Source organism: Paraburkholderia sp. D1E, assembly GCF_052682275.1.
Genome location: NZ_JBQYMB010000001.1, coordinates 2,005,071 through 2,016,877, shown reverse-complemented (window position 1 = coordinate 2,016,877; position 11,807 = coordinate 2,005,071). Strand labels below are relative to the sequence as shown.

11 protein-coding genes are annotated in these 11,807 nt (G+C 62.1%); 2 read left to right on the top strand and 9 right to left on the bottom strand.

Annotation, left to right across the window (positions count from 1 at the left end; all coding sequences use genetic code 11):
* Window positions 1-8 precede the first annotated feature (8 nt).
* The 8 genes from ACUN0E_RS09220 to ACUN0E_RS09185 form a co-directional block, all read right to left on the bottom strand.
* Window positions 9-704, bottom strand: coding sequence for an SDR family NAD(P)-dependent oxidoreductase (locus ACUN0E_RS09220; RefSeq protein ID WP_445566371.1), 696 nt, complete (start codon window positions 702-704; stop codon window positions 9-11).
* Between the two features lie 45 nt (window positions 705-749).
* A complete protein-coding gene (locus ACUN0E_RS09215) occupies window positions 750-1,517 on the bottom strand; it encodes a DeoR/GlpR family DNA-binding transcription regulator (protein ID WP_408229211.1) in 768 nt (255 codons plus the stop codon).
* 162 nt (window positions 1,518-1,679) lie between these two features.
* Window positions 1,680-2,867, bottom strand: coding sequence for a sialidase family protein (locus tag ACUN0E_RS09210; RefSeq protein ID WP_445566370.1), 1,188 nt, complete (start codon window positions 2,865-2,867; stop codon window positions 1,680-1,682).
* 25 nt (window positions 2,868-2,892) lie between these two features.
* Window positions 2,893-4,308, bottom strand: a complete 1,416-nt coding sequence (locus ACUN0E_RS09205) for a sodium:solute symporter family protein (protein ID WP_408229217.1) — start codon at window positions 4,306-4,308, stop codon at window positions 2,893-2,895.
* Between the two features lie 128 nt (window positions 4,309-4,436).
* Window positions 4,437-6,767 carry a 4-hydroxythreonine-4-phosphate dehydrogenase PdxA gene (gene pdxA, locus ACUN0E_RS09200; RefSeq protein ID WP_445566369.1) on the bottom strand — a complete coding sequence of 777 codons (2,331 nt, stop codon included), beginning with the start codon at window positions 6,765-6,767 and terminating at the stop codon, window positions 4,437-4,439.
* A complete protein-coding gene (locus tag ACUN0E_RS09195; protein WP_445566368.1) occupies window positions 6,764-7,933 on the bottom strand; it encodes an iron-containing alcohol dehydrogenase in 1,170 nt (389 codons plus the stop codon). The genes pdxA and ACUN0E_RS09195 overlap by 4 nt, the downstream gene beginning before the upstream one ends.
* A gap of 64 nt (window positions 7,934-7,997) precedes the next feature.
* Window positions 7,998-8,885 carry a 4-hydroxy-tetrahydrodipicolinate synthase gene (dapA, locus tag ACUN0E_RS09190; RefSeq protein WP_445566367.1) on the bottom strand — a complete coding sequence of 296 codons (888 nt, stop codon included), beginning with the start codon at window positions 8,883-8,885 and terminating at the stop codon, window positions 7,998-8,000.
* 78 nt (window positions 8,886-8,963) lie between these two features.
* On the bottom strand, window positions 8,964-10,127 hold the full coding sequence (locus ACUN0E_RS09185; protein WP_445566366.1) for a porin: 1,164 nt from the start codon (window positions 10,125-10,127) through the stop codon (window positions 8,964-8,966).
* A gap of 296 nt (window positions 10,128-10,423) precedes the next feature.
* Between ACUN0E_RS09185 and ACUN0E_RS09180 the strand changes: the two genes are divergently transcribed.
* A complete protein-coding gene (locus ACUN0E_RS09180; RefSeq protein WP_408229232.1) occupies window positions 10,424-10,717 on the top strand; it encodes a DUF1330 domain-containing protein in 294 nt (97 codons plus the stop codon).
* A 16-nt stretch (window positions 10,718-10,733) separates the two neighbouring features.
* On the opposite strand, the gene ACUN0E_RS09175 is transcribed toward ACUN0E_RS09180, so the two are convergent.
* The gene (locus ACUN0E_RS09175) at window positions 10,734-10,892 is read right to left on the bottom strand and encodes a hypothetical protein (protein WP_445566365.1); all 159 of its coding nucleotides are present in this window, start codon (window positions 10,890-10,892) and stop codon (window positions 10,734-10,736) included.
* Between the two features lie 132 nt (window positions 10,893-11,024).
* Here ACUN0E_RS09175 and ACUN0E_RS09170 point away from each other — a divergent pair, with 132 nt between their 5' ends.
* A complete protein-coding gene (locus tag ACUN0E_RS09170) occupies window positions 11,025-11,732 on the top strand; it encodes a phosphonate utilization associated transcriptional regulator (RefSeq protein ID WP_445566364.1) in 708 nt (235 codons plus the stop codon).
* The last annotated feature ends 75 nt before the right edge of the window (window positions 11,733-11,807 follow it).

Genomic DNA, 11,807 nt, shown 5'->3' with positions numbered 1-11,807 from the left:
TCAGGGCGCTAAAGCGACGAGCCCCCGCACATCACGATCTGCTGCCCGGTAATCGCGCCCGCATCGGCGCCGAGCAGGAAGGCGGTCAGCCCGGCCACTTCCGACGGTTTGACGAAGCGGCCGATCGGCGGCAATTTCGGCGGTGTGCCGGCACGCGCGGGATGAGTGAGCAGCGGCGTATCGGTGGCGCCTGGCGCCACCACATTGACGGTGATGCCGCGCGGTGCGAACTCGGCGGCCCAGGATCGGGCCATGCCGACCAGCGCCGCTTTGGTCGCGGCGTATTGACTGCGGGTGGCGGCGCCGTTCGCCGTCCGGCTGCCGATCAGCACGATGCGGCCACCGGCGGACAGGTTCGGCAGCAACGCATTGGCGAGAAAAGCGGCCGCGTCGACATGAATCCGCCACATCGCCGCGCCGTCATCGGCGGCCAGTTCGCCGAGTGGCGCGGTGCGCATGAATCCCGCCGCGTGCACGAACGCGTCGCACGCGCCGATTGCGTCCAGAGCCGGCTTGAGCGTGGTGAAGTCAGTCACGTCAACGGGCACGATAGTCAAACGTTCGACGGTTTGCGTTGCCGGTGTCCGGCACAAACCCGTCACGCGCCATCCGTCCGCCAGCAGGCGTTGAACGATCGCCTCGCCGATTCCCGACGACGCCCCCGTCACCACCGCATGCTTTTGCACAACAGATTCCGCTGTCACTCCGTTTCCCCTCGAAAATAGGTCACGGAGAAACATCGCGCACGCTTATCGAACCGCCGCGGTCTCCACCGTCACCTCGCCTCGTTCGTCGAACAAGGCCAGTTCCTGCGGCTCTGCCGCGTTATCGGTAATCAACGTCCAGTCGCGCTCGAGCGGCGTCCAGTGCTGCTGGCTGGCTCGGCCGAGCTTGTCGGCGGTGACCAGCACGAACACGCTCGCCGCCTGACGGATCACGCATTCCTTCAGATAGGCCTGCTCGGCGGTCGCCTCACACAGACCACGCGTGGCCGTCACGCCGTCGGCACCGAGAAATGCCTTGTCGAAACTCAGGCGGCTTAGCGCAAGCTGCGCCAGCGGCCCGAGCGTACTCATGCTCGACGAGCGGATATCGCCACCGATCAGCGTCACCCGCAGCTTGCTGGAGGCCAGCGCGCCGACCACCAGCAGGTTGTTCGTCACGACATGAATCGAACGATGCCCGACCAATTGCCGCGCAAGTGCCGCCGTGGTCGTCCCGCCGTCGAGAAACAGCGTGTCGTCCTCCTGGACATGCGCGAGCGCCGCGCGCGCAATCGCATCCTTCTGCTCACGAAAGCTCTCGCTGCGCTCGTCGAGCGACGCTTCCGGTTCGTGAGCGCTAACCGCCGCCGCCCCGCCATAGGTACGCAGGATCTGGCGGTCATCCGCGAGCGCCCGCAAATCGCGCCGTACGGTCGCCTCGGACATGCCGAAGTGCTCGCACAGCGTACCGACATCTGTCATCCCGCCCAGCACAGCGTGAAGCATCGCCTCGCGGCGTTTCGCAACTTTCATGGTCTTGGATCGAAGGAACCGGTTAGGCGACAGCGCGCCATCAGCGCGCGAAAAAGTGTGCCTAGTGTAGCGAATTTCCATTCGTACGCCGTGTCCCTTTCCGGTCCGCTCAAAACCGGCTCTTCCAGCCTTACTGTGTCGTTGATGGCCTCATTGACGACTTCAACCGCGCACCCATGACTCGTCGACGCGCACGTATTTGATCCGTTGACGGAAGTACGTGAAAGCAATATGCAATGCACCGTCGGCCGATTGCACGATAGACGGGTACGAATACTCGCGGTTACGCTGCTCGGCCGAGTTATTCGTCAAGCAGTAGCCGTCGCCGATTTCCAGATTGCGCCGGCGCGCCCACGTGCGGCCACCGTCTTCGGAAATTGCCAGTGACATCGGGCTTCGCGGCGCGCCCCAGAATGCACTGCCGTGCGCCGACACGCTCTGATCGCGCAACTCGCCGCTGTCTTCGGAATCTTCGATATCGTCGTACAGCGAGGCACGCCGCCCGGTGCTATGCGACGCGTCGCTCTCGTTGAACACCAGAGCGAGATGGCCGTTCTTCAGCGAGACGAACTGGATCGACGAGTTGTTGTTCGGCAGCGCGGTCGCTTGCGGCGCGCTCCATGTGCGGCCATCTTTCGAGCGGCTCGCGTAAACAAAGTCCGCCCAACGGCTGCGAAACAGGGCAAGCAAGGAGCCGTCTGCGAGCACCTGCACGTTCATATGCACGCAACCGACGCTATCGGGCACCGCATGCTCGCGCCACGAGCGTCCTTCGTCTTCGGAGATCAGCACGGCGCTGATGTCGTTGTTGCCGACCCAGCGCTCGCCGGGCTCGGTCCGGCACATAAACACCGGGCACAACCATGCACCGTCCGGCAGCACGACGATCGGCTGACGCACGAAGGTACCCGCCCGGTCGAACAGCGTCTCGATCGGCCCCCAGGTCACTCCGCCATCGGACGAGATGCGCCGCCGCACGATCGCGGTGTTCTGATGCCCGGACAACTGCGCGGTATAAGTCAGCCACAAGCGGCCATCGGGCGCGGTGAACAGCACGGGGTTCTGCTCGGAGCGCGTCGGGTCGTTCGACAGTTTCTCGGGCTCGGACCAGACATCGGTGCCGGCACGCAAGCGCGACATGTAGACCGATACGTCGGGAATACCTTCCTGTGTGCCGCCGAACCAGACGCACAATAAATCGCCATTGAGCAGCACATGCAGATTCGCCGCGTGGTTCTGCACGCACAGCGACGGCAAATACGCGTCGTGCCGCTGCACGTCGGCATACGCTACGCGTACGTGGCTGTCCCACGTCGCCGAGGTCGAGGCTTCTGCGAGGATGGAAGTCATCCAGTGTTCTCCTGATTACGTCACTTCAATGTGATTGGAGGCGCTCGCCGTTGGTGCCGACAGGCTTCGAACCCGAAGGAAACAGCAGCTTTTCCAGCACGATAACGATTGCCGGCGTTACGAGCGACACATACATGTTGTCGATGCCGAACGGATTGCCGAGCAAATACCACACCGTCGTCGAGATTGTCGCGATGATCAGCGCGGCCATCGCGCCACGGCTGCTATTGAAGAAAGGCAGATAGATGCCGATCAGAGCCACCACGGACACCGTCAGACGCAAGGCCCGCGTGAAGAACGACAGCGCCAGAATCTGCGGCACGAACAGCACGAACAGGAGCGGCACGAGTCCGACGACCAGCGAAATCCAGCGTGTCATGCGCAATTCGACATCCGGCGCCGGGTTGTAGCGCGGCACATAGAAATCCTTCACGACCAGCGAGGCGATTGCCAGCGCCACCGTGCATACGCTGACGAAAATCGACGCCACGAGCGAGGTTGTCACCACACCGGCCAGCAGCGGATTCATATGCTGCAGAAACACCGGCAGCGCATAGAGGCTCTTGATGTTGGGAAACAGAAACTTGGCCGATACGCCGAGAAAGCCGAGCGCGAGCGAGATCGGCACGCATAACGCCGCGGCAAGCAGCGATGCATTGCGCGCCGCCGCCGGTGAACGGGTCGCGGAAATCGCCTGAATGATGAACTGCGTCGAGAAGATCGCGCCCGCCGTGCCGATGATCCACGCGCCGATCGTACCGTTGCTGAGCGAGCCGTTCCACGTGAAGTAATGCTCGGGCATTTGCGCCATCATCGGCTTGATGCCACCGGTCATTTGCCAGGCCACGTACACCAGAATAGCGATACCGATCAACTTGACCGCGCTATGCACGATGGTCAGATACGCAACGCTCTTCAAACCGCCCCACGCGAAATACACCGTGCTGACAATCGCCGTGATCACGGCGGCGGTCGGCAGATTGATGCGCATCACCGTCGAAATCGCCGCCGCGCCGCTCACATAATTACCGACGTTCACGAGAAACAGTGCGTAGATCATGATTGCCGAGACGACGAGCTTCGCGCGCTTGCCGTACTTCATGGCAATGAAGCCGGAGATCGTGAATTCGCCGGAGCTGTAGAGGCGCTTGGCCATGAACAGACCGAAAAACAGAAAGCCGATCGAGGCCGCGATCACCGACCACGACGCCGCGATACCGGCACTGAACGCTTCCTGCGAGGTGCCCACCGTCGACTTCGCGCCGATGAATTCCGACATCAGCAACACCGCGACGACCACGGCCGGCATCGAGCGCGACGCCACCATGAACTGTTCGGAATTGCGGCTGCGCAGTTTGACGCTAAACCAGCTGGTCAGAAGAATGTAGATCACAACCATCCCGATGATGATCGCTGTGTCCCAGAAGCCAAACGTTGCCATGGTGTCTCCAATATATTTTAACGACGTCTTCGCATCGAAAAATCCGGCCGCCGGGCGTGTACCCGCCTTCTCGACGGCCGAGAATCTGTTGCCGCCGCGGCGGCCCTGTTCTGCCGGTTCGCGTGCGCTCAGGCTTCCAGTTCGGAGCGCCGCGTGGCGAGATCGAGTGCCTGCTTCAGCGCCTCGAGCATGCTGCCTTCGTCGGCGATACCCTTGCCGGCGATGTCGAACGCAGTACCGTGATCGACCGAGGTGCGAATCACCGGCAGACCGACTGTCACGTTGACGCCGGCTTCGAGGCCCATCACCTTGACCGGGCCGTGACCCTGGTCGTGATACATCGCGACCACCACATCGAAGTCGCCGCGGCCGGCGCGGAAAAACAGCGTATCGGCGGGCAACGGGCCTTCGACATCCCAGCCGCGTGCCTGTAGCACCTGCACGGCCGGAATGATCTTTTCTTCTTCCTCGCCGTAGCCAAACAGACCGTTCTCGCCCGCATGCGGGTTGATCCCGCATACGCCGATGCGCGGATTGTCGATACCGGCGCGCACCAGCGTTTCGTGCGCGCGCTCGATGGTCCGTTGCACCAGGCCCGGTTCGATACGGCGAATGGCGTCCAGCAAACCGATGTGGGTCGTCACGTGAATCACGCGCAGCTTCGGTGCGACGAGCATCATCGACACTTCGTCGATACCGGTCAGATGCGCGAGCATCTCCGTATGCCCAGGGAAAATGTGGCCGCCTGCGTGCAACGCTTCCTTGTTCAGCGGCGCCGTGCAGATCGCATCCAGTTCGCCGGCCGAGGTCAGTTTGACGGTGCGCGCGATGTACTGATACGCCGCATCGCCCGCGATCGCCGAGAGCTTGCCGTACGGCAGATCCGCGGGAATCAGACCGAGATCGATGCAATCGACCACACCGCATTCGAAGCCGGCATCCGCGGGACTGTCGATCGAGCGCACCTCGAGCGTGACGCCCGCGCGCTTGCCCGCATCGCGCAGACGCGCCGCGTCGCCGATCACGAGCGGGCGGCACTGTTCGTAGACGGAGGCATGGGCCAGCGCCTTCATGACGATTTCCGGGCCGACGCCGGTAGCATCGCCCATGGTGATGCCGATAACTGGACGATAGGTCATTGTGGTGAGTCCTTTGATGGTGGCCTCATGAGGCCGGGCAATGCGTTGAACGCCGGCGAGTTTTCGCCAGGCAAGATGAAGCGTGCCGGGATGGCCGAAGCCGCCCGCTTTGGTGACGACGCAAAGGCGGCGGCCGTTGTGATCCGCGTGCAGCAGCGGTACCCCGCTTTCGATTTCTTCGACGATTCGCAACTGGCCGATGCCGGCAGCGGACAGCAATGCGCGTGCAGTCTCTCCACCGGTGGCGATCACACTGCCGGCGAACGGCAACGCCGGCGCGAGCAATGCCGCGAGACGCTGACAAAACAGAAGCCCGTCGGCGACACTCGTGCGATCGGACTGGCTCAGCGAGACGACAACGTGCCGCCCCTGTTGAAGCGCTGCGCTAACCTTACGTGTGAGATTCGCATGAGCCTGCGTCAGCGGTTCGGCAAGCAGCGTCCTCGTGTCGACTTCGAACGAAACAAGCGTGTTACCCGCTTCTGTTTTAAGCCGCTCGACCTGCGTATGCGAAACGCTCGACATGCTGCCGACCACGGTCAGTACCGGTTGACCCGGCGTGTGATGTGCCGGTGCGGCGGGCGTCATGGCCCCGGCCAGATTCAATGCACTCATCAGGTCGCGCGCCAGTCCCGCCGAGCCGACCCAGAACACGCCGCGCAACGGCGCGGACGCGCGGGCGATCCGCTGCAGGTCGTCTTCCGTTTCGCTGTCGCACACCACCGCCTGAACACCCGCGTGACGCAACGTATCGAGCCGGTCGGTCAGCACAGCTTCGCTCGAACGAACCTCGGCCAACGTCAGCGCGACGGTGCGCATGCCGTATTGCTCGAGCATCGCCGGAATGTTCGCCTCGCCGCCGATCCCTTCGTTACGCCACACTTCCGTTTCTTCCACCGCCACGCCGTTCAGCCATTGGCGTGCGTCGCGTGTCGTGCGGCCGGCGGCCGGAAACGCCGGCGCCACGATCGCCATGCCGGCGAGCGGCACCAGTGCCACCACTTCAGCGGCGAAGTTGCCGCGCAACGTTGAATCGACTTTCTTGTAGAGCTTCGTCTCCGGGTGGCCGAGTTCGCGCCACACGTCTGCGTTACTGCGTGCCGCTGACGGAGCGTCGAGCCGGCGCGAATCAGCATCGACGGCAAGCACATCGACCGTGTCGCCTGAACGGCTCGTTCCGGTTGCCGAATGCGCGTGCGCATCCAGCGTCACGACGCTGCGCAAGCCGAGGCGTGCACCTGTCACGGCGCAGTCGGCCGTGCCCGACAGATCGTCTCCGATGATCAGGAGCCGCACGCGGCGTTCGCGAGCGATGGTCATGGCAGCAGGCGACGATAAATCGCCTTCATGTCGTCGAGCGAAAGCGGCTTCGGGTTGTTGCCGAGCAGCCGTTTGACTTTCGCCGCCGCCACCGAAAGCGCATCCAGATCGTCTTCGCTAACGCCGAACTTACGCAGATCCTGGGGAATATCGACGGCCGCCGTCCATTCATTGATACGTTCGATCAGCTTCTGCGCAGCGGTCTCCTGATCGTCGTCATGCGCGCAGAGCGACAGCGCACGCGCAACGTCGGCGAGGCGGCCCGCGCATGCGTCCATGTTGAACGCCATCACGTGCGGCAGCAGCATCGCGTTCGCCACGCCGTGCGTGATGTTGAACATGCCACCGAGCGGATACGCAAGCGCATGCACCGCAGCCGTGCCGGCTGCCGTCAACGCGAGGCCGCCGTACATCGAGCCGAGCATCATGGCCTCACGTGCCTTGATCGATTCGCCGTGCTCGTAGGCTTCGATGATGTTCGCGCCGATCAGCCGCATCGATTCCAGAGCGAACATGTCGCTGACAGGATTGGCCTTGGTCGAGATATACGACTCGAGCGAATGCACAAACGCATCCATGCCGGTCGCCGCGGTGATTGCCTTAGGCAATTTCAGCGTCAGAGCCGCGTCGAGAATGACGATTTGCGGTAACAGATGACGGCTCACAATGCCGACCTTCAGTTCCTCGTCCGGCAACGTAACAATTGCATTGGGCGTCACTTCCGAACCGGTACCCGCGGTAGTCGGCACGAGAATCAATGGCACGCCCGGCTTTTTGATCAGATCGATGCCGAGCCATTCGCGCAGCGGCTGCTCATTGGTCAAGCGCACGGCAAACAGTTTGGCGGCGTCGAGCACGCTGCCGCCGCCGATCGACAGGATCGCGTGCGGCGCGAACGGCGCGATCTGCTCGCTGAACACACTTTCCACGTTGCCAATGGTCGGCTCGGGTTCTACATCGCGCACGATCAGCACTTCGATGTCCCTGGCGGCGAGCGCGGCCGTCACGCGATCGATCACGCCGAGCGCCTCCATCGCGGGCTGGGTGATCAAGGCAATGCGTTTGACCGGCGTATCGAGCAAGGCAAGTTTGTCCGCCAGCAGGTCAAGGCTGTGTGCGCCGTGCACGATGTGCTTGACGGTCTGGAAGTGATAAGTCGTGGTCATGGCGGTATGTCGTGGGCAATAAAGTGGCGTAGCCGATTTGCTTCTCAGTGCGTTTCAACGCGTTTCAGCGTGGCTCGCGGTACACCGCGAGCGCCTGTTCGAGACGCGCGCGGGCCTGCGCATCCAGCGGCTGCGCGGGCGAGCGCGCCGGACCCGCCGGCATGCCGAGCATTTCCGCCGCGGTCTTCAGCACCACCGGCATCGTGCCGAGCGCGAAGGCGTCGCGCAGCGCGCGCAGCGACTCCTGCGCCTTGCGGGCGGCCGCGATATCGCCGGCCTGAAAGTGCTTCCAGATCGACGTGACGACACCCGGCACCGCGTTAGTGGTCGCGGCCACTGCGCCGTCGCCGCCTGCGATCAGGGTCCACAGAATCATCGAGTCGGTGCCGGTGAATACCGCGAAGTCGTCGCGGCGCAGATTGATCAGTTGCAGCAGGCGATCGAAGTCGCCGCCGCTGTCCTTGATGCCGCGAATGTTCGGAATCTCGGACAGGCGGCGCACCGTGTCGACGGTCAACGTGACACCGGCCTTGGCGGGAATCGTGTAGAGCATCACCGGCAAGGTGGTGGCCCGCGCGATCCGTTCATAGTGCATGAACAGTTCCTGCTGCGTCGCGCCGTTGAAATATGGCGTGATCACCGAAACCGCATCCACCCCCACGTCGAGCATCTTGCTGTTCAGATCGATCACGTCGCGCGTGGCGTACGCGCCCGTGCCGGCAATCACCGGCACGCGCGAGCGCGCCTGGTCGACCGCAATCTTCGCGATCCGCAGCTTCTCCGCTTCGTTCAAAGCGATGAATTCGCCATTGGTGCCGAGCACGAACAGCGCATGCACCCCCGCCTCGATCAGGCGTTCGATTAGCGTGCGCAACCCGGCTTCATCGACTTCTTCCGATGCCGTCATCGGCGTGATAAGTGCAGGAATGATCCCTTTGAACAAGACTGTCATGCTCGACTCCACTTCTACGAAGGAAGGCCCGAGGTTTTTCTTTGAGGCCTTCCTGTTTGATCAAATTGCTCGGATCGTTCAGAACTTGTGACGCAACCCAAGCGCCGTGACGAACTGGTGCGACGTGCTCGATGCCGTGATCGGCCACAACGCCGCGGTCGCCGCGTGCCCCGTCGAATCGATACCGCTCGCCGCCTGCCAGCCGGTGCTCAGATACACGTCGGTGCGCTTGGACAGGAAGTAATCGGCCCCTGCATTCACCTGGTTGTAGTGCGCGTCACCGGCGCCGTGCGTGCGGGTGTAGTTGTACGCGACACCGAGCAGCACGGCCGGCGACAACTGATAGCGGAAGTTGGCTTCGAGGTTGTCGAACGTCGCGGTATCGCCGGCAAAACGAGCCACCGGTGCGGAGGCCGCGCCCGAACCCAGATCCTTGAACTTCGAATTCGAGTAGATCAGGCCGAACGTGGCCGCGCCAAAGGTGTAGGCACCGCCCACCGCCGCTATCTGCAGCGTACGCGCAGATGCATAGCCGGAATAGATCGGCGTGTTGTTCGGCGAGATCGCCGCCGCACCGGCAGTGCCGTCGAACAGCCCGGTATTCGGCGTGGTGGCGTTCACGTAGGAGGCCGCGACCACGAACGGACCGTTCGCGTAAGTGGCGCCGAGCCCCCATACGCGATTATTCGAGAAGTCGCCCGCCGTACCGCCGAAGCTGAACAGGCCGCTAAAACGAAAGCCCGCGTAGTCGTTGCTGGTGAACTTCACGCTGTTACTGATCCGCTCATTCACGTAGAGGTTGTCCGTATTACCCGGATGCGCGCCCAGACCGCCCGCCCACTGATTGGCCGCCGTCAGCGCACCCAGAAAATCCGCGGCGGTGTCGTTCTGCCGCCCCGCTGTCACCTTACCGAAACCGCCGCTCAAACCCACATAAGCGGCACGTCCGAACTCACGGCCGTTCTGACCGAGCGTGCCCGTCGTGCTGCTGAAACCATTCTCAAGGACGAACAGCGCGCTCAGACCGCCGCCCAGATCTTCCTGGCCACGCAATCCCCAGCGGCTGCCAGACAATGTGCCGCTCGACATCTGGATATTCGAATGGCCTTTCTGGCTGTTCGAATAGACGAGCGAGGTATCGATCAATCCGTACAGCGTAACGCTGCTTTGCGCGTGTGCGGCAGTCGTGGCCGCACCGAGTACGCCCAATGTGGCCAGGACCTGAAAGGAACGCTTCTTCAATTGTGTCTCCATGTTTTTTCTTGATGGCAGGCCATGATGCTTCGGCCATTTGGATGACGGTCAGGGCTCACTAACTTGAGCGTTTCGCTCAGCCAAAACGACCGGTTCAGTCAATATAATGATCGAATCGGTCGTTTGCAAGAGTTTTTTTCGATTCGATCACTAAAACGATTGAATCGATCAAATCCCTGTCAATGGTCAAAGGAACGACTGAGGGTTTCTCGAAGTGACATAATCCCGTCGTCGTTGCTTGCAACGCGACTACTACTTTCTCGCCGCAGAACAAGGAGATACACATGAGTAAGGGATATTGGGTAACCGTCTACCGCGCGACGAAGGACCCGTCGAAGCTGGCCGCCTACGCACAGTTGGCAGGGCCCGCGGTGGCAGCCGCCGGCGGCAAATTCATCGTGCGTGGGGTCGCCGACGAGATTCGTGAGCAAGGCTTGAAGGAGCGGACTGTCGTGATTGAATTTCCGACCTACGAAGAGGCCGTTGCCGCTTATGAAAGCGATGCCTACAAGAAAGCGCTTGAAGCCTTGGGCGACGCCGTCGAGCGCGATCTGCGGATCGTTCGCGGCGCTGAGTAACCTGAGCTCGATTGGCTCAGCCGGCGGCGGCCTGCACGAGCGCGGCGACGCCGTCGATAGCTTTCATCAGTTCCGCAGGCGCGCCATGCCGCGCCTGTAGATAGCTCGTTGCGTTATACGAAGCGAATACGAGCGCATAGGCCTCACCGATGGCCTTCCGCCTATCTTGAGACACGCAGGCAAGTAGCTTTCCGAGTTTAACGCCGGGTCGGTGGCTTTGATGATTGTTGACAATAAACAAGCTGCCACGTATGTTCAAAGAAGCTGATTGCCCGTTATCTCCTTCTTTGTTTTCATTCGCCGGCTCATGACCACACAAACAACATCTAGCGCCATCGAACTGCTGCAGCGGCATTCCCTTGCGACACTCGTCCAGGAAACCCTCGAGCGCAGCATCGTCTCAGGGGAATTCGCCCCGGGCGAGAAGTTGAACGAAGTCGAAGTCTCCACGCGATTGAATGTGTCGCGCGGGCCACTGCGCGAAGCGTTCCGTGCATTGGAACAGGCAGGATTGCTGAAGACGGAGAAGAACCGCGGTGTCACGGTGCGCGCGCTGTCGCTACGCGAGGCCGAAGAGATTTATGAAGTCCGTGCGATGCTGGACGAATCGGTCGTCCGCGCGCTCGCCAATCGGATGACGCCCGAAACGCTTGCGACGCTCAAAGGCATCCTCACGTCGATGAAAGCCGCGAAGAAAGATCATGATCTCACTCGCTACACCGCATTGAACGTGCAGTTGCATGATGCGATGGTGACGGGCGTGGGCAATCAGCACCTGATCGAAACCTATCGGCATCTCGTCCGTCAGCTCGGCTTGCTCCGTCAGGCCGCCATCGAATCGGAAAAGAGCGCACTGGCGACGTCGGTCACGGAACACGAAAAAATCGTCACCGCGCTCGCGAAAGGCGATGCAGAACTCGCCGTCACGCTTGTGCGCGAACACGTTGCTCATGGCCTCGCGAGAATGCGGCATGCCCATGAACACTGGGTCGCGTCTGCCAGGACTACTGGTTAAGACTGAAGCAAGCTGGGCGGTTGCGCACGCGCACCACGCGTATTTCGCGTACCGCACTCAGCGCTGCGGGTCCGC

Excerpts from the sequence above, each read along its gene's own strand:
- ACUN0E_RS09215 (WP_408229211.1), bottom strand. The coding sequence starts at position 1,517 with ATGAAAGTTGCGAAACGCCGCGAGGCGATGCTTCACGCTGTGCTGGGC.
- ACUN0E_RS09205 (WP_408229217.1), bottom strand. The coding sequence starts at position 4,308 with ATGGCAACGTTTGGCTTCTGGGACACAGCGATCATCATCGGGATGGTT.
- ACUN0E_RS09180 (WP_408229232.1), top strand. The coding sequence starts at position 10,424 with ATGAGTAAGGGATATTGGGTAACCGTCTACCGCGCGACGAAGGACCCG.
- ACUN0E_RS09195 (WP_445566368.1), bottom strand. The coding sequence starts at position 7,933 with ATGACCACGACTTATCACTTCCAGACCGTCAAGCACATCGTGCACGGC.
- ACUN0E_RS09170 (WP_445566364.1), top strand. The coding sequence starts at position 11,025 with ATGACCACACAAACAACATCTAGCGCCATCGAACTGCTGCAGCGGCAT.
- dapA (WP_445566367.1), bottom strand. The coding sequence starts at position 8,885 with ATGACAGTCTTGTTCAAAGGGATCATTCCTGCACTTATCACGCCGATG.
- pdxA (WP_445566369.1), bottom strand. The coding sequence starts at position 6,767 with ATGACCATCGCTCGCGAACGCCGCGTGCGGCTCCTGATCATCGGAGAC.
- ACUN0E_RS09210 (WP_445566370.1), bottom strand. The coding sequence starts at position 2,867 with ATGACTTCCATCCTCGCAGAAGCCTCGACCTCGGCGACGTGGGACAGC.